Consider the following 18,205-nt stretch of genomic DNA (forward strand, 5'->3'; position numbering starts at 1 on the left):
GCCATGTCCGCGCGCCTGCTCTATGTAATGGATCCGATGTGTTCATGGTGCTGGGGCTTCGCTCCGGTGGCCAAGGCGCTGGTTGAGCAGGCCCAGGCCGCAGGCGTGGAGCTGCACCTGGTGGTGGGCGGTTTGCGCACCGGCAGTGGCGCGGCGCTGGAGCCGACCACCCGGCGCTACATTCTTGAGCACTGGCAGGCGGTCACCGACGCCACCGGCCAGCCGTTCAAGCGGGAGGGCGCGCTGCCTGACGGATTTGTCTACGACACCGAGCCGGCATGCCGCGCGGTGGTCACGGCCCGCAGCCTGGCGCCGGATTGCGCGTGGAAACTGCTGGGCCTGATCCAGCAGGCGTTTTACGTCGAAGGGCGCGACGTGACCCGCGCCGACGTGCTGGTGGAGTTGGCCGAGACGGCCGGCGTGCCGCGTATCGAATTCGCCGAAGCCTTCGACCGGGCCGATCAGCACGCGGCCACCGCGGCGGATTTCACCTGGGTTCAGGATTTGGGCATCGCCGGTTTCCCGACCTTGCTGGCTGAGCGCAATGGGCAGTTGGCGCTGCTCACCAACGGCTATCAGCCGCTGTCCGAGTTGTCGCCGCTGCTGAGTCGTTGGCTGGAGCGAGCTGCCTGTGCATGATCAGCCCGATCCGGTCGAACAACCCAAGCGCGTCGACCGGCTGACCTGGGCGGAAGTCCGCCGCCTGGCCCTGCATCACAAAAAATCCCTGTGGATCGCCAATGGGGTCGCCGTGCTGGCGACCCTGTGCAGCGTGCCGATCCCGTTGCTGTTGCCGTTGCTGGTGGACGAAGTACTGCTGGGCCACGGCGATGCGGCACTGAAAGTGATGAACCACGCGCTGCCCCTGGGTTGGCAGAAGGCTGCCGGCTATATCGGCCTGATGCTGCTGGTGACCTTGCTGTTGCGTTGCGGCGCCCTGGTGTTCAACGTGTTGCAGGCGCGGTTGTTTGCGCGGCTGGCCAAGGACATTGTCTATCGCATTCGCGTACGGCTGATCGAGCGCCTCAAGCGCATTTCCCTCAGCGAATACGAAAGCCTGGGCAGCGGCACGGTGACCACGCACCTGGTCACAGACCTGGACACGGTGGACAAATTCGTCGGCGAGACCCTCAGCCGATTCCTGGTGGCGATGCTCACGCTGGTGGGCACCTCCGGGATCCTGATGTGGATGCACTGGAAGCTGGCGCTGTTGATCCTGCTGTTCAACCCGCTGGTGATCTACGCCACCGTGCAGTTGGGCAAGCGGGTCAAGCACCTGAAGAAGCTGGAAAACGACAGCACTTCGCGGTTCACCCAGGCCCTCACCGAAACCCTCGATGCGATCCAGGAAGTGCGCGCCGGCAACCGCCAGGGCTTTTTCCTCGGGCGCCTGGGCCAGCGCGCCCAGGAAGTGCGGGACTTCGCCGTCAATTCCCAGTGGAAAAGCGACGCCTCCAGCCGCGCCAGTGGCTTGCTGTTCCAGTTCGGTATCGACATTTTCCGCGCGGCGGCCATGCTCACCGTGCTGTTTTCCGACCTGTCCATCGGCCAGATGCTCGCGGTGTTCAGCTACCTGTGGTTCATGATCAGCCCGGTGGAGCAGCTGTTGAACCTCCAATACGCCTACTACGCGGCGGGCGGGGCGCTGACGCGGATCAACGAACTGCTGGCCCGCGCCGACGAACCGCAATACGCGGGCGGTGCCGATCCGTTTACCGGGCGTGAGACCGTCGGCATCGAGGTGCGCGGCCTGAACTTCGGCTATGGCGAAGAGCTGGTGCTCGACCAGTTGAACCTGAACATTGCCCCCGGTGAAAAAGTCGCGATTGTCGGCGCCAGCGGCGGCGGCAAAAGTACCCTGGTGCAACTGTTGCTGGGGCTGTATACGCCGCAGGCAGGCAGCATCCGGTTTGGTGGTTCGACCCAACAGGAAATAGGCCTGGAGACGATTCGCGAGAATGTCTCCGTGGTGCTGCAACACCCGGCGCTGTTCAACGACACAGTGCGCGCCAACCTGACCATGGGCCGCGAACGCAGCGACCAGGCCTGCTGGCAGGCGCTGGAAATTGCCCAGCTGGATGCGACTGTCAGGGCGCTGCCGTTGGGCCTGGACAGCGTGGTCGGGCGCTCCGGCGTACGCTTCTCCGGTGGCCAGCGTCAGCGCCTGGCCATAGCACGGATGGTGCTCGCGGAGCCAAAAGTGGTAATACTCGACGAAGCCACCTCGGCCTTGGATGCGGCAACCGAATACAACTTGCACCAGGCGCTGGCGCGGTTTCTCACTGGCCGTACCACCTTGATCATCGCCCACAGGCTGTCGGCGGTGAAACAGGCGGATCGGGTATTGGTGTTTGATGGCGGGCATATTGCCGAAGATGGCGACCATCAGCAGCTCATTGCTGACGGTGGCCTGTACGCCAAACTTTACGGACACTTGCAACAAGTGCGGTGATTTAGCCTACGCTGAGCTATCAGGAGCGGTTTTCACTCGCGTGCGTATTTTAGTTGTGCATGTGCAAGGGACCTCATGAAGCAAAAGCAGACTCTCGGAACCCCTCGGTTGTTGGGCATCGTGTGGCCCTTTATTGCCGTCGTACTGTTCCAGGCATTGTTAGGCTGCGTCAGTCTCTACGTGCTCTCGGCGGTGCGCGGCTATGTGGCGGGCGAGAGCTTGTGGTCCAAGGGCCAGAAAGACGCGATCTTTTACCTGACGCTGTACGCCGACAATCGCAACGAAGCCACCTTCCTCAAATATCAGAACGCGATTGCCGTACCCCAGGGCGGGCATGAGCTGCGCGTGGCCCTCGACCGCCCGACCCCGGACCTGAGCGCTGCGCGCTCGGGCATCCTCAAGGGCGGCAACCACCGTGACGACGTTTCCAGCCTGATTTGGCTATACCTCAACTTTCGCCATTTCAGTTACCTGGAAAAGGCCATCGAGCTGTGGACGGTGGGCGACGGCTATCTGTTGCAACTGGACGACCTGGCGCAGGAGATGCACCGGGCGATCGTGGCCAATCAGGTCAGCAGCGCCGACGTGCACGCCTGGAAGGAACGGATTTTCGCCATCAACGACGGCGTGACCCCGGCCGCCAAAGCCTTCAGTGACGCGCTGGGCGAAGGCTCGCGGATGATTCTGCGCCTGCTGCTGGTGACCAACCTGGCCACGGCGCTGGGCTTGATCGTGCTGGCGCTGTTGCGCACCCACAAGCTGCTGGCCCAGCGACATGCGTTTGCCGACGCGCTTCAGTTAGAGAAGGAGCGGGCGCAGATAACCCTGGAGTCAATTGGCGACGGGGTGATCACCACCGACGTCGACGGCGCCATTGCGTATATGAACCCGGCCGCCGAAGCCCTGACTCACTGGAAAGGCGCCCAGGCCCAGGGGTTGCCGCTGGCGGCGCTGTTCAACCTGCTGGATGAAAATGCCCAGGCCGACGGCTTTACCTTGATCGAACGCATATTGGGCGGCCAGCTCGGCGGGGGCAGCGAGCATTCAAAGCTGATTCAGCGTCTGGACGGCACCACCGTGTCCGTCACCCTGGTGGGCGCGCCGATCCGCAGTGCTGGAAAAGTCGTCGGCGCGGTGCTGGTGCTGCACGACATGACCCAGGAGCGCCAGTACATCGCCAACCTGTCCTGGCAGGCGACCCACGACGCCTTGACCGGCCTGGCCAACCGGCGCGAGTTTGAGTTCCGCCTGGAGCAGGTGCTGCACAACGTCGGGCGCCAGCAAAGCGGGCGCCATGCCTTGATGTTCCTTGACCTGGACCAGTTCAAGCTGGTCAACGACACCTGCGGGCATGCCGCCGGGGATGAGCTGTTGCGGCATATCTGCGCGCTGCTGCAGTCGGACCTGCGCGAAGGCGACACCCTGGCCCGGCTGGGCGGCGACGAGTTCGGCATCCTGCTGGAAAACTGCCCGGCGCAGGTGGCGGAAAAAATCGCCGAAAGCCTGCGCCATACCGTGCAGAGCCTGCATTTTGTGTGGAAGGGCAGGCCGTTTGTCACCACCGTGAGTATCGGCCTGGTGCACATCACCCAAGCCCCGACCACCTTGGAAACCTCCCTGCGGGCTGCGGACATGGCGTGCTACATGGCCAAGGAAAAAGGCCGCAACCGGGTGCAGGTGTATCACGCCGATGACTCGGAATTGTCCCTGCGCTTTGGCGAAATGGCTTGGGTGCAGCGCCTGCATATGGCCCTGGAAGAGAACCGCTTTTGCCTGTACGCCCAGGAAATTGCGCCGCTGGGGCACACCGAGCATGGCAATGGGCATATCGAAATCCTGCTGCGCCTGCATGACGAGGCGGGGCGGATCATCCTGCCGAACAGTTTTATCCCGGCGGCCGAGCGTTACGGTTTGATGACATCCCTGGACCGCTGGGTGGTGGAAAACGTGTTCAAGATCGTCGCGGGCTGCATGCGTGAGCGCCCGGCCCGGCCCATGGCCATGTGTGCGATCAATCTGTCAGGCATTACCATCGGCGACGAGGACTTTCTCGGGTTCTTGCGTGAGAAATTCAGCGCGTATGGCATTCCGCCAGAAATGATTTGTTTTGAAATTACAGAAACCAGCGCTATCGCGAATTTGGGTAGTGCAATTCGTTTTATCAACGAACTCAAAGAGTTAGGGTGCCATTTCTCCCTCGATGACTTCTGCGCCGGGATGTCCTCGTTCGCATATCTTAAACATTTACCTGTAGACTTCTTGAAGATCGATGGAAGTTTCGTAAAGGATATGCTGGATGACCCGATTAACCGCGCTATGGTCGAAGTGATCAACCACATCGGTCATGTCATGGGTAAGCGCACAATTGCCGAATTTGTCGAGACACCCCAGATCGAACAAGCCTTGCTTGAGATCGGGGTCGACTACGCTCAGGGATACCTGATCGAGCGACCGCAGTTGTTTACCTTTGATAGTTTGCAGTGTCGACCTGTGCGACCGCAGCCTCTGTTATTCAAGGCGCCTGGCACGTTCCGATGAAACATTTGCTGGTCTGTACATATCACAAATCAAAAGGAGCCCGACAGTGATCGACACATTCAACAGAACCGGCCCGCTTATGGAAGCCTCGAGTTACCCCGCCTGGGCACAACAGCTGATCCAGGCTTGTAGCGAGAGCAAGCGCCGCGTTGTCGAACACGAACTGTACCAGCGCATGCGCGATAACAAGCTCAGCGCCAAGACCATGCGCCACTACCTGATTGGTGGCTGGCCAGTGGTTGAACAGTTTGCGTTGTACATGGCACAGAACCTCACCAAGACCAAATTTGCCCGCCATCCTGGGGAGGACATGGCGCGCCGTTGGCTGATGCGCAATATTCGCGTGGAACTCAACCATGCCGATTATTGGGTGCATTGGGCGCGTGCCCATGGCGTCAGCCTGGAAGAGTTGCAGGCACAGGAAGTGCCGCCGGAGCTGCATGCACTCAGCCATTGGTGCTGGCACACCAGCTCGGCCGATTCGCTGATTGTCGCGATTGCCGCCACCAACTACGCCATCGAGGGGGCGACTGGGGAGTGGTCCGCCGTGGTGTGTTCCACCGGCGTCTATGCTGCGGCTTTCCCTGAGGAAGACCGCAAGCGCGCCATGAAGTGGCTGAAGATGCATGCCCAGTACGATGATGCTCACCCGTGGGAAGCGCTGGAAATCATTTGCACCCTGGCCGGCATGAACCCGACCCAGGCACTGCAGGTAGAGCTGCGTCAGGCGGTGTGCAAGAGCTACGACTACATGTACCTGTTCCTGGAACGCTGCATGCAGTTGGAAAAATCGGCGACTGCCACTCGTAAACAACCGACTCTGGTTGCCAGCGAAGCATAAATCGCGTGATGGCGGGGTTACTCTGAAGTAAAGCGGTTACCCCGCCATTGCCAGGCGATTGCGGCCTTCGCGCTTGGCCACATACAAGGCGTTGTCCGCCCGGCGCAATACGCTCTCGGCGGACTCTCCTGCCAGCAAGGTCGAGCAACCCAGGCTCACCGTCAATTCGATACGTTCATCATCCGCCCAGTATTCCTGGGCCTGTGCCGCATGGCGCAGGCGCTCACCGACCATCGAGGCCGCATCCCGGCCGGTGTTGGACAGCAGGATCAGAAACTCTTCCCCGCCAAACCGAAACACCATATCCACATTGCGCAGTTGGCTCTTGATCGAGGCGGCAACGGCCTTGAGCACCTTGTCGCCTGTGGCATGGCCGTGGCTGTCGTTGATGTGTTTGAAGTGGTCGATGTCCAGCATCAGCAAGGACAGCGGCTGCAGGTGCCGGCGGGCCATGTCGATTTCCCGTTGCAGGGTCTGGTCCATGGCGATGCGGTTACCGGTTTCGGTCAGCGGGTCGCGCAGGGCGCTACGGGTCGCCGCGCGGTAGAGCAGGGCGTTGCGCATCGGGTAGAGCAGGGTGGCCAGCAGTGATTCCAGGTTGGCCAACTCGTCTTCCATGAAGTGTTGATTGCGCCGAAACACCAGTTCGCCGAGGTGCTCGCCTTCGTGGCTGAGGGCATAGCTCACCGAATGATGGCCGCGATGGCCATATTCCAGGCGCAGGTCGCTGGCTTCGTGACGGTATTGCAGGGCGTCCAGTGGCACCAGGCGTTGGATCTCGCGGAAGAACAGCGCGAGGATGTGCTCCGGCTCCAGGCTGGTTTGCAATTGCATGCCCAGTTGCTGGCGAAGTTGCACAACGGTGGTGGGGCGGCGTGTAAGAAGGGAAGGCTGACCAAAGCCCAGGCGTTGCAATTTGGCGCTGTCGAAGTCAATTGCGTTGGTCTGGGTCGGTGTTTTCATAAGTGTATGAGCCTCTAAGCACAAAACTGTCTTACAGGCTGGGTGAGAGCGTCGTACTGTTCCTTCAGTTCCGTAGGACTGACGTATAGTCTAGCCCGGTTTGCCGAAGGGTATAACTGCCGCACGTCTTATAGCCGGGGCTGCGTTGCCGCAAGCCCCGGCGTGGGGCCTATTGTTTCTGCGGATCAAACTGCTTGTCGCGGATAAACAGCGCCGGGATCACCCCGCAGATAAAGTACGCGCCGCCCATCACCAAAAATCCTACGCCGATCGAGCCATGGGACGCCAGGAACCCAATGGCGGCCGGTGCCACCGCTGCGCCAATTCGGCCAATGTTGTAGGCCCCGCCCACCGCTGAGCCGCGAAATTTTGCTTCGAAGCTTTCGGTCATGTAGGTCGCATTCACGCCGTAGGGAATGCCGTACAGGAAGCCGAACACAATCAGCATCCACAGGATGTTGTCCGGGCTCTGGAACAGCACGATCACCGGCAGGAAAATCGCCGTGCCCAACGCGCCGACGGCGAACACCAGGCGCCGGCCCAGGCGGTCTGCGGCGAGCCCGGCGAGGATCTTGCCGAAAATCATCGCGGCGTAGGTGCCGACCATGTAGCTGGTCATCGACTTGAAGTTCATCCCCAGTTCGCCTTCCAGGTACGACGGCATCCAGTTATTGACGCCGTAGTAGCCGAACTGCAGGAAGCCTGCGGTCAGCGCCCAGAGGATAAACATGCGGCTGGCTTTCGGGTCGCTGAAGATCAGCTTGAACATGCCGTCGGGTTTCTTCGCCGACACGCGCTTGATGCCCTCGGCCTTTTCCCGGGCGCGTTCGGCCTGGGCCTTGATCCAGGCTTGAGGCTCCGGCACCAGGCGTTGCATCAGCACGGCGAGGATCACCGGGATGATCGCCACGTAGAACAGCCAGCGCCAGCCGTGGTTCGGCAGGATCCAGCCCGCGAGCAAGGTGGCGACGATGTAACCCACCGACCAGCCGGCCTGCAGGGTGCCGAGCACGGTGGTGCGATAGCGGGTCGGCACGTATTCGGCCATCAGCGTGTTGCACGCGACATACAGCGCGCCCAGCCCGAGGGAGGCGAAGAAGCGTGTGCTCGCAAACTGCCAATAGCTGTGGGTCATGCCCAGGATCGCGGTGCCGACGGAGAACAGCACGATGCTCCAGACCACGGTTTTCACCCGGCCAAAACGGTCACAGGCCCAGCCACCGTAAATCCCGCCGATGGCCATCCCGGCCAGGGTGAAACTGCCCAGGCTGCCGGCTTCGACACTGGTCAGGCCAAACTCGGCCTTGAGGCTGCTGAGGCTGTAGGACAGCAGCATCAAGTCGGCACCGTCGATCAGCAGGCCGAGGAAGCAGAAGATGAAAACAATGATCCACAGGTTATTTTTCGCGGGCGACAACGCACCCGCCTGAGCGGCGACTTCCATAGCGATACCTTGTTGTAGTTGTTAGGGCACTGGGTATGGGTGTTGCGGTAATGCGGTTGGAACACAGTCAAAATGTGGGAGCGGGCTTGCTCGCGAATGCGGTGTGTCAGTTAATGCATCCGGTGGCTGATGTACCGCATTCGCGAGCAAGCCCGCTCCCACATTGGTTCTGTGTTGTTCCGAGGGTTTAGTGTTTGGCCTCGCGAATCATGTTGCGGGCGATCACCAATTGCTGGATCTGCGTGGTGCCTTCATACAGCCGGAACAGACGCACATCGCGATAGAACCGCTCGATGGCGTACTCGCTCACATACCCGGCACCGCCATGAATCTGCACGCAACGATCCGCCACCCGGCCACACATTTCCGTGGCGAACATCTTCGAGCAGGACGCTTCGGTGCCGATGTTCAGGCCTTCGTCGCGCTTGCGCGCAGCGTCCACCACCATGCAGCGGGCGGCGTAGATCTCGGCCTTGCTGTCGGCGAGCATCGCCTGGATCAGCTGGAACTCGGCTATCGGCTGGCCGAACTGCTTGCGTTCCAGGGCGTAGTGCAGGGCATCGTTGAGCATGCGCTCGGCGGCCCCGACGCTCACCGCAGCAATGTGCAGGCGGCCCTTGTCGAGTACCTTCATCGCGGTCTTGAACCCCACGCCTTCGACGCCGCCGATCAACTGGTCGGCCGGCACGCGCACGTTGTCGAAAATCACGTCGCAGGTATGGGCGCCTTTCTGGCCCATCTTGTGGTCACGCTTGCCCAGGGACAGGCCCGGCGTGTTGCGCTCGACGATAAACGCACTGATGCCGCCCGAGCCTTTGATGTCCGGGTTGGTGCGGGCCATCACGGTGTAGATCCCGGCGTGGGGAGCGTTGGTGATAAAGCGCTTGGTGCCGTTGATGATGTAGTGGTCACCGTCGCGCACCGCTGTGGTTTTCAGCGAGGCAGCGTCGGAGCCGGAGTCCGGTTCGGTCAGGCAGAACGAGCTGAGCAGCTCGCCGCTGGCCAGTTTCGGCAGGTAGTGCTGCTTCTGCGCCTCGGTCCCATCCAGCAGGATGCCGATGGAACCGATGCCGTTGTTGGTGCCGAAGTAGGAGCGGAATGCCGGAGAGGTGCGCCCCAGTTCAAAGGCCACGTTGACCTCTTCTTCCATGGTCAGCCCGAGGCCGCCGTAGGCTTCGGGCAGGGTCAGGCCGAACAGGCCCAACTCGCGGAACTGGCTGACGATATCCGCCGGGACGTCATCGGTCTCGGCCAGTTCGTTTTCCCGTGGGATCAGCGCTTCGTTGACGAACTGCTGGAGGGTTTCCAGCAACAGATGAAGCGTTTCGGCGTCTCGGATCATGTGCATTCCTCAGCGGCCCGTTCGGCGGGCCTGTTGTCGTCAATCTGCCGAGGCCCTGCACCGATCTGTCTAGCGGGCGGCGGCCTCGATGTTGTTCACCATGTGCTTGAGACGGGGCCCGATGTCGTCCTCGAGTTTCTCCCGGGAAAGGTGAAAACTCGGTCCGCCACAGTTGAACGTCAGCAGCCCATGTTGTGCATGCAGCAGCGGTACGGCGATGGCGTTTACATCGCGGTGCCACTCACCGATCGACATGCAGTAGCCGAAATCGGTGTAATCCCGGAAGGCGCGTTCCAGGCCCTTCCTGATGCCCGGCCAGTCCTCCAGATGACGCTGGCGGATATGGTCGAGGATAAATTCCCGCTCGTTTTCCGGCATCGCTGCCAGGCAGGCGCGGCCTGCGGAACTCAAGTGCAACGGCAACCGCGTACCGACCTGGCGGCGCATGGTCATGTTGGCTTCGCCCTGGACCACGTCCAGGTACACCATGTCCAGACGGTCGCGGGTCGCCATGGCCACAGCGGCCTGGGCGTACTTGGCCATCGTCTCCATCAGCGGATGGGCCACGGCCCGCACCGACAGGTTCGAAAGCATCGCGTAACCGAACGCCATCACCCCTACATCCAGCTGATACCTACCCGACTGTGGCAGGTGCTTGAGATATCCCAAGCGAGTCAGCGTATGGGTCATCCGTGTAATCGTCGGCTTTGGCAGCCCGGTCTTGCGCGCCAGCTCCTGGTTACCCAGCACGCTTTCGCTAGGGGTAAAACAACGCAGCAATTCCAGGCCGCGTGCCAGGGCGGTAACGAACTGGCGGTCCTTGTCTTCTTCCTCGTCGGCATTCATCGGATCGATCAGCAAGTGCTCGAATGCGTGGTTGCCGGCAGGTGCTTCAGGTGTATTCGGGTCCAGGTTTCGACGGCGCATGTTAGTCCCCCTTTTTTTATAAAATCAACAAAACAAAATTGTATTCCGCACAGCGAAACTAATCAACTTCGCGGGTGATTGTCTTTTTGTTTAATAAAACCCTTCTAAACAAAGAGTTATAGCTCGATTTGCGGGCGACTCAGGTTTTTACGTTTACATCACGACGAGTCGGTCCTTATGATTATCGCTAAATACGGAATTTTGTTTCGCATAGCGAAACACTCGATATCCGAACTAACAAGAACATTGCAGCAGGAGAACTTGTGGCCAGCCTCGACCAACCCGTAGTGCACCTCGACGTCCAGGACAATGGCGTCGCCGTGGTACGCATCCACCGTCCCGACGTGAAAAACGCCTTGAACGCCCAGGTTCGCGAAGAACTGGCCGAACATTTTCGTGCCCTGGCCAAGCGTCGTGATGTGCGCGCCATCGTGCTCACCGGCGGCGATCAGTTCTTCGTGGCCGGTGCCGACATCAAGGAGTTCGCCAGCGCCACTCCGATCGAGATGTACCGCCGGCACACCGAGTATTTGTGGGAAGCCATCAGCCGCTGCCCGAAGCCGGTGATCGCCGCGGTGAATGGTTTTGCCCTGGGCGGCGGTTGTGAGCTGGCCATGCATTGCGACCTGATCGTCGCCGGTGAGTCGGCGCGGTTTGCCCAGCCCGAGGTCAAGCTGGGCCTGATGCCGGGCGCCGGTGGCACTCAGCGCCTGGTGCGCGCCGTGGGTAAGTTCCAGGCCATGCGTATCGCGTTGACCGGCTGCATGGTCAAGGCCCCGGAAGCCCTGGCCATGGGCATGCTCAGCGAAGTGGTGGCGGATGACCAGACTATCCCCCGCGCCCTGGAACTGGCTGCGCAGATCGCCGCTTTGCCGCCACTGGCGGTGGAGCAGATCAAGGAAGTGATGCTCGCCGGCGCCGACCTGCCGCTGGAAAGCGCGCTGGTGCTGGAGCGCAAGGCCTTTCAACTGCTGTTCGATTCGGCAGACCAGAAGGAGGGCGCCGCAGCGTTCTTCGAAAAACGCACCGCGAACTACCTGGGGGAATGACGATGACGGATTCAATCAAGATCATGGGCCTGGTAGGCACCGGCGTGATGGGCGCCGGCATCGCACAGATTGCCGCCCAGGCGGGCGTGTTGGTGCGCTTGTTCGATGCCCGCGATGGCGCGGCGCAAACCGCTCGGGACAACCTCGGTGCCACGCTTTCGAAGTTGGTAGCCAAGGGCAAGATCAGCCAGGCGGCGATGGACGCAGCGCTGGAAAACCTGCACGTCGCCGCCACGGTTGAGGCATTGCACGATTGCGACCTAGTGGTGGAAGCCATCGTCGAAAACCTCGACGCCAAGCGCAGCCTGTTGCAGCAACTGGAAGGCGTGGTCAGCGCGGGCTGCATCCTCGCCACCAACACCTCGTCGCTGTCGGTCACGGCCATCGCCACCGGTTGCCAACATCCTGAGCGGGTAGCGGGGCTGCACTTCTTCAACCCGGTGCCGTTGATGCGCGTCGTCGAAGTGATCGACGGCCTGGCCACGGCGCCGAAGGTCGGCGATGACCTGCTGGCCTTCGTGGCCCGCACCGGCCATCGCGGCGTGCGCGCCAAGGACACCCCCGGCTTTATCGTCAACCACGCCGGCCGTGCCTACGGCACCGAAGCGTTGAAAATGCTCGATGAAGGCATTGCCGAGCGCGGCGATATCGACCGTATCCTGCGTGAAGGCGCAGGCTTTCGCATGGGCCCGTTGGAACTGCTGGACCTCACGGGCCTCGACGTTTCCCACCCGGTGATGGAGTCGATCTACAACCAGTTCTATCAGGACCCACGCTACAAACCGTCGCCCCTGACGCGCCAGATGCTGGCGGGCGGACGCCTGGGGCGCAAGAGCGGACAGGGCTTCTACCGTTATGACAATGGCCAGGTAGTCGACGGCCCGCAGCCGCAGCCGGTGCCTTCAGTGAAGCAGTTGCCGCCGGTGTGGATCACCACCGAAAACGCCGACGACTACGAGCGCCTCAGCGCCTTGGTGATCGAGTTGGGCGCGCACCTTGAAAGCACGGCACAGCCTTCGCCTGAAGCGTTATGCCTGCTGGCGCCTTACGGCCTCGATGCCACATCGGCCAGCGAGCGCTTCCACACCGACCCGGCGCGCACCCTGTGCATCGACCTGCTGACCGACCTGTCACGCCATCGCACCCTGATGCAAAACCCGCTGACCTCCACCGCCACCCGCGACGCCGCCCACGCGCTGCTAGCGAGTGACGGGGTGGGCGTGACGGTGATCAGCGACAGCGTTGGCTTCGTCGTCCAACGCACCTTGGCGATGGTGGTCAACCTGGCCTGCGACATCGCCCAGCAACGCATCGCCAGCGTCGACGACATCGACCAGGCGGTACAACTCGGCCTGGGTTACCCACAGGGTCCGCTGGCCTGGGGTGATGCCCTTGGGCCGCGGCGCATCCTCACGATTTTGCAGCGCATGAGCGAACTCACCCACGACCCACGTTATCGCCCCAGCCCCTGGCTGCGGCGGCGTGCAGTGCTGGGGATTTCCCTGCGTCATGAAGAGCCGGCAGTCGGCTGATTTCGATTCATCACAGGACAAGAATAATGGGTGCATTGACAGGTTTGCGGGTGCTGGATTTAAGCCGGGTATTGGCCGGACCCTGGTGTGGCCAGGTGTTGGCTGACCTCGGCGCGGAAGTGATCAAGGTCGAACGGCCACAAAGCGGTGACGACACCCGTGGTTGGGGGCCGCCGTGGATGAAGACCGACACCGGCGAGTCGTCCGGGCAGGCGTCTTATTACCAGTCCACCAACCGCGGCAAATTATCCGTGGCCATCGACCTCGCCACCTGCGAAGGCCAGGAACTGGTGCGAGCCCTGGCGGCCAGCTCCGACGTAGTGATCGAAAACTACAAGGCCGGTTCCCTGGCGCGCTATGGCCTGGATTACGCGACCCTGGCCGAGATCAATCCACGGCTGGTGTACTGTTCCATCACCGGTTTCGGCCAGACCGGACCGCGTGCCGAAGAGCCCGGCTACGACTTCATCATCCAGGGTATCGGCGGCCTGATGAGCATCACCGGCGAGCGCGACGACTTGCCCGGCGGCGGCCCGCAAAAAGTCGGCGTAGCGTTCTCCGACCTGATGACCGGCCTGTACTCCACCGTCGCCATCCAGGCCGCACTGCTCAGCCGCGAACGCACCGGCGTTGGCCAACACATCGACATGGCGCTGCTGGATGTACAGGTCGCAACCCTGGCCAACCAGAGCATGAACTACCTGGCCTCGGGCAAGGTGCCTGAGCGGTACGGCAACGCCCACGCCAACATCGTGCCGTACCAGGTATTCCGTGCGGCAGACCGCGACTTCATTATTGCCTGCGGCAACGACAGCCAGTTTATTGCGCTGTGCCACAGCATTGGCTTGCCGCACCTGCCGGACGACCCGCGCTTTCGGCGCAATGCCGATCGGGTCGCGCATCGGGCGGAGATTGTCGAGCTGTTGTCGGCGCACTTTCTGGAGCGTACGGCGGACGAGTGGGTGGCGAGTATTCACGCATCGAAGGTGCCGGTAGGGGCGATCAACAACATCGCGCAATCGCTGGAAGAACCGCAGGTGATTGCCCGAGGGTTGATGGTGAAGATCCCGCATCCCAAGAATCCGGAGTTCGCCATGGTCGGCAGCCCGATCAAGATGTCGGGCACGCCGGTGGAGTATGTGAGGCCGGCGCCGATGTTGGGGCAGCATACCGATGAGGTACTGGGCGAGCGCCTGGGGTTGTCGGCGGAGCAACTGGGGCAGCTCAAGGCGGTCGGGGTGATCGAGCAGTTGGACTGAACAATGGCGGCCGTGAAGGCCGCCATCCGCCTTGATGACTGTTTAGCGCGCGACTTCTTTAAGGTAGGTGTTTCGGGCAGCTACGGCAGTCGGCGTGAAGTCCGTAAATACACCATCAACACCCGCCCGGAAGAAGGCCATGTATTCGGCCGCCGGATTGCCCTTGTAGGCACCGGCCAGGTACTTCGCTTCGTTGCGGAAGGTGAAGATATGGACGAACAAACCAGCCTTGTGCGCATCGCTGATCAGGTTGGTCGGCTTGAAGGTGTCGACTTCGGGCAAACCAGGGTTTTGCGCTGAAGTGGCGGTCAGCGACATCGCCTGCGGCTTCCAAGGCCCGATGCCGTCGGCGTAGGTCTTGACCTCGGCCAACCCGGCCGGAGTCAGCATCGCACCAAAGGCGCGTGGGTCGCCGGCGACGGTCCAGCTGTAGGGGCGGCCGCTGACGAAGGTGTTGGGTTTGTCTGTGATGAAAATGGTTTCGCCGGTCTTGAAGTTCACACCGTTCCCATCCACCAACTGCACTGCCCTGGATTGCAGGCCGATAGAGCGCAGGTACTTCAGGCTGTTCGGGTCAAAGCTTTGCACAAACACCGGCGCGTCTTTGCGATTGAGGTTGTTGTCTTTAAGGGTCTTGAGGAACGCCGCTTCGAACGGATGACTGCCCGGGGCGCCGCAACCATTGGCGATGGCCTGGGCGTTGTTCCAGATTGGGTTTTTGCTTTCCGGGTAGGTGGTAATCACACGGCCTGTGGCTGTGCTTTTGGCTTTTGCGATGTCGATCACTTCCTGGAAACTCAAGATCGGCAGCTTGCCGTTGAGTTCGGTTGGACGCTCGTCGCGGGCGTCGTACGTCGTGCCGCCGATCCATTGCTTGAGTTCGGCCAGGGTGAAATCGCTGATTGACCAGTCGTTGGTATGGTCTTCGCCGTCCACGATCAAGGATTTCAACACGGATTTTGGATCGTTGGGGTTGGTCAAATCACTCAGGTACTGGGCCGGGCCATTTTCTGCGGTGGCGGGATACCGGACATTGACCAACACACCTGGAACCGTGCGCTTGCGGCGAGCAACCTCTGGGTTGGTCTTCGCGACGTCGCTGATGTTGGTGTTGTCGCTCAACCAGGGATTGTGCCGAGCTACCAATACACAGTCCTTGGTCATATGCAGGTCCAGCTCGAGGGAATCTGCACCCGCGTCGGCCGCATGCTCATACGACGCCCGGGTTTCCTCCGGGTACAGCCCCGGCAGGCCGCGATGCCCGATCACCAGGGGCGGTGCACCGTCCAGGGTCTTGAAGGAAGTGGAGGCGGCAGGCGCACTCCCGGTCACACTGTCACACGCGCTCACCATCAGGCTGCATCCGATAACGATAAAACGGGCAAGCAGGGTTTTTACCGCTGGCGGGCCTGAGCGAGTGTGCATGTGTCGTCCTTCAAGAAGAGGGTAGGGGCGGGGTATCTGCGGATGTTGGCGTTGACGCATGACAGAGTCGTGACAGGGAGTGGAGTGATGACTTTTCAGCACGGCGCACATTGGTGAAGCAAAAAACTCATTGAGCGCTTGACTTCTCCTTTTCAATCAGTAACATACGGCGAATTCCGCGATAGCTCAGTTGGTAGAGCAAATGACTGTTAATCATTGGGTCCCTGGTTCGAGTCCAGGTCGTGGAGCCAGATAGTAAAAAAGCCTGCAGAGATGCAGGCTTTTTTTTGCCTGGGATTTGACCTGGCAAAACCTAGTGCGGGGTGATCTTGATCTGCACTCCGCCTGCATGGGCCACGTTCGTCACTTTGCTCAAGCGCGGCCTGTAGCGTCGATCAGGCTTTGCCGGAACCCAGCGGTGTGTTGAGGGTGAATGCGCCCGTCAGCTTTGGCGTGCAGCACCTGGCGCCGCTGTGGGGCGAGTTCATGAAGGCCTACCCCAATGTCGAGCTGGATATCAGCTTGAACGACCGATTGGTGGACCTGGTGGAGGAGGGCTTCGATGCGGCGGTGCGCATTGCGCGGATGGAAAATTCGTCTCTGGTAGGGCGGCGTCTGGCGGGGACTCGGATGTGCCTGTTCGCGTCTCCTGGCTACCTGGCCAGTCACCCGCAGATTCGCATCTTGGCCGACCTGGCCGATCATGGGGTGATTGCCTACACCCACTTTGCCATGGGCAACGAGTGGCAGTTCGAAGGGCCCAATGGCAGCGAGACTGTACGCACGCGCTCCACCGCACGCTGCAACAACGGTGATACCTGCCGCAGTATTGCGCTCTCAGGCGCAGGGATCGCCTTGCAACCCAGCTTTATGGTCGCCGAGGATTTGCGTAGCGGGGCCCTGGTAGAAATCCTTCCGGAATACCGCTCCATCGAACTGGGTATCTACGTGGTCTATCTCACGCGTAAACACCTGGCGAGCAAGGTTCGGGTGCTGATCAATTTTCTGGCTGAGCGATTCAGCCATCCCCAGTGGGAGCAGTAGGTACCTTCCGATCAGGGACGGCGCGACACGAACAAGTTCACGCCAATACATACGAGCAGAGCCAGCGCAGAGAGCAACATTGCGTTCGACATTCCCCGGGAGAATGCGGCCGCGTCAGCACCGGCGATCATCGCCCCCGAGACGGCGACGCCTATCACGCCACCCAGTTGCCTGGCGGAGGCCATCAACCCCGACGCGATACCCGCATCATGCTGGGTGACCGATGAGAGCATGGCGTTGGTAATCGACGGCACCGACATGGCGCTGCCAATACCGACCAGCATGAGCGCGCCATTGAGCAGCCACAAAGAGGCGTGTGACGTGGTTTGCGACAGCGTGACGAACCCGATGATTTGCACCGTGAAACCCGTGGTGATGATGCGGGTGGCGCTGAACCGTTTGGCGAAGCGCGATGAAAGCAGGGTTGAAAGCGTCAGGACCGCCGTCAGCGGAATAAACGACAAACCGGTTTTGAACGCGTCGTAATGCAGGAACGTCTGGAAGTAAATGCTGAAGACGAACACCGTGCCGTAAAAGGTCAGGTTGATCGCCGCGCCGGCCAGCGCCATGCTGCCCAGCACTTTGTTCGTGGCCAGGCGTGCCGGCAGCATGGGGTGCTCGACCCGCCTCTCAACCCAGATAAAGGCCACCGCGCAGATCAGCGCCAACACCATTGCGCCGAGTGTTGTACCGACCCAGCCTTGTGCGCTGGATTCGGTTAAACCGTAGGTCAGCGCTGCCAGGCAAATGGCGATGCTGATTTGCCCGGGAATGTCGATGTGCTTGTCTACGCGAGGGGAGGCGGGCGCATATTTCAGAATCAGCAGGATCGCCAGCAGGCCGATCGGAATGTTGAGCAGAAACACACTTCGCCAGCCAAAGTATTCGATCATCAGCCCGCCGATCACCGGGCCGGCCGCCAATGCGATGCCACCGCAAGCGCCCCACAGTGCGACCGCGGAGCGGCGTTTGTCCGGATCGTCAAACGACACGCGAATCAGCGTCAGTGAGGTGGGGATCAGCAAGGCGGCACCGATGCCCTGGATGATGCGCATCGTGATCAGCATGGGCATGCTATTGGCCAGGCCACAGCCGACGGAGGCGAGGGTGAAGATGGCGAAACCCATCGCGAAGACGGATTTTGCCCCCCATTTATCGCCCCATGCACCGCCCAGGATCAGCAGGGCAGAAAACGGCAGCGCATAGCTGTTGATGACCCACTGCAGGCCCGTGAGGTCACTATTGAATGCCTCTTTGAGCGCACCGAGGCCGACGTTCACAACACTGACGTCCAGTTGCACAACAAGAAAACCGAGGCACGCCGCGGTCAGGATGGCTCGTAACGAGGAAGAAGGGTGGGTCATAGCGGCTGTAATTCACCTCGATCGC

Annotated in this window: 13 protein-coding genes, 1 tRNA gene and 1 pseudogene; 9 read left to right on the forward strand and 6 right to left on the reverse strand. The window is 61.2% G+C overall.

Annotated elements, in window-relative coordinates:
• The first annotated feature begins 3 nt into the window (after positions 1-3).
• The 4 genes from ACA046_RS09920 (at position 4) to ACA046_RS09935 (ending at position 5,831) form a co-directional block, all read left to right on the forward strand.
• On the forward strand, positions 4-639 hold the full coding sequence (locus tag ACA046_RS09920; protein WP_076014457.1) for a DsbA family protein: 636 nt from the start codon (positions 4-6) through the stop codon (positions 637-639).
• Positions 632-2,452 (forward strand): ABC transporter ATP-binding protein, encoded by a 1,821-nt coding sequence (locus ACA046_RS09925; protein ID WP_318303473.1) that lies wholly within the window; start codon positions 632-634, stop codon positions 2,450-2,452. The genes ACA046_RS09920 and ACA046_RS09925 overlap by 8 nt, the downstream gene beginning before the upstream one ends.
• A gap of 75 nt (positions 2,453-2,527) precedes the next feature.
• A complete protein-coding gene (locus ACA046_RS09930) occupies positions 2,528-4,990 on the forward strand; it encodes an EAL domain-containing protein (RefSeq protein ID WP_459027367.1) in 2,463 nt (820 codons plus the stop codon).
• A gap of 79 nt (positions 4,991-5,069) precedes the next feature.
• Positions 5,070-5,831: an iron-containing redox enzyme family protein gene (locus tag ACA046_RS09935; RefSeq protein WP_218585707.1), complete on the forward strand. Its 762-nt coding sequence runs from the start codon at positions 5,070-5,072 to the stop codon at positions 5,829-5,831.
• A gap of 36 nt (positions 5,832-5,867) precedes the next feature.
• Here ACA046_RS09935 and ACA046_RS09940 read toward each other — a convergent pair whose 3' ends face one another.
• From ACA046_RS09940 to ACA046_RS09955, 4 genes are all read right to left on the reverse strand, one after another.
• The gene (locus tag ACA046_RS09940; protein ID WP_459027369.1) at positions 5,868-6,794 is read right to left on the reverse strand and encodes a GGDEF domain-containing protein; all 927 of its coding nucleotides are present in this window, start codon (positions 6,792-6,794) and stop codon (positions 5,868-5,870) included.
• 169 nt (positions 6,795-6,963) lie between these two features.
• A complete protein-coding gene (locus ACA046_RS09945; protein ID WP_459027371.1) occupies positions 6,964-8,238 on the reverse strand; it encodes an MFS transporter in 1,275 nt (424 codons plus the stop codon).
• A 187-nt stretch (positions 8,239-8,425) separates the two neighbouring features.
• Positions 8,426-9,580, reverse strand: coding sequence for an acyl-CoA dehydrogenase family protein (locus ACA046_RS09950; RefSeq protein ID WP_497676366.1), 1,155 nt, complete (start codon positions 9,578-9,580; stop codon positions 8,426-8,428).
• Positions 9,581-9,649: 69 nt separating this feature from the next.
• The gene (locus ACA046_RS09955) at positions 9,650-10,507 is read right to left on the reverse strand and encodes an IclR family transcriptional regulator (RefSeq protein ID WP_076014464.1); all 858 of its coding nucleotides are present in this window, start codon (positions 10,505-10,507) and stop codon (positions 9,650-9,652) included.
• A 263-nt stretch (positions 10,508-10,770) separates the two neighbouring features.
• On the opposite strand from ACA046_RS09955, the gene ACA046_RS09960 reads away from it, so the two are divergent.
• From ACA046_RS09960 to ACA046_RS09970, 3 genes are read left to right on the forward strand one after another with little or no spacing between them, the layout of a single operon-like run.
• Entirely contained in the window at positions 10,771-11,556 is a 786-nt protein-coding gene (locus ACA046_RS09960; RefSeq protein ID WP_497676367.1) for an enoyl-CoA hydratase, read from the forward strand.
• 2 nt (positions 11,557-11,558) lie between these two features.
• Positions 11,559-13,088 (forward strand): 3-hydroxyacyl-CoA dehydrogenase, encoded by a 1,530-nt coding sequence (locus ACA046_RS09965; RefSeq protein ID WP_497676368.1) that lies wholly within the window; start codon positions 11,559-11,561, stop codon positions 13,086-13,088.
• 26 nt (positions 13,089-13,114) lie between these two features.
• Entirely contained in the window at positions 13,115-14,347 is a 1,233-nt protein-coding gene (locus ACA046_RS09970) for a CaiB/BaiF CoA transferase family protein (protein WP_497676369.1), read from the forward strand.
• A 42-nt stretch (positions 14,348-14,389) separates the two neighbouring features.
• Here the strand turns inward: ACA046_RS09970 and ACA046_RS09975 are convergent, their stop codons facing one another.
• Positions 14,390-15,772: a glycerophosphodiester phosphodiesterase family protein gene (locus ACA046_RS09975; RefSeq protein ID WP_497676370.1), complete on the reverse strand. Its 1,383-nt coding sequence runs from the start codon at positions 15,770-15,772 to the stop codon at positions 14,390-14,392.
• Between the two features lie 175 nt (positions 15,773-15,947).
• Between ACA046_RS09975 and ACA046_RS09980 the strand changes: the two genes are divergently transcribed.
• Together ACA046_RS09980 and ACA046_RS09985 are read left to right on the forward strand one after the other, a co-directional pair.
• A tRNA-Asn gene (locus ACA046_RS09980) sits at positions 15,948-16,023 on the forward strand.
• A 148-nt stretch (positions 16,024-16,171) separates the two neighbouring features.
• A pseudogene (locus ACA046_RS09985) lies at positions 16,172-16,816 on the forward strand (substrate binding domain-containing protein); the annotation flags it as partial.
• 11 nt (positions 16,817-16,827) lie between these two features.
• On the opposite strand, the gene ACA046_RS09990 reads toward ACA046_RS09985, so the two are convergent.
• Positions 16,828-18,180: an MFS transporter gene (locus tag ACA046_RS09990; protein WP_497676371.1), complete on the reverse strand. Its 1,353-nt coding sequence runs from the start codon at positions 18,178-18,180 to the stop codon at positions 16,828-16,830.
• Between the last annotated feature and the right edge of the window lie 25 nt (positions 18,181-18,205).

Source organism: Pseudomonas sp. LBUM1641 (assembly GCF_059716235.1).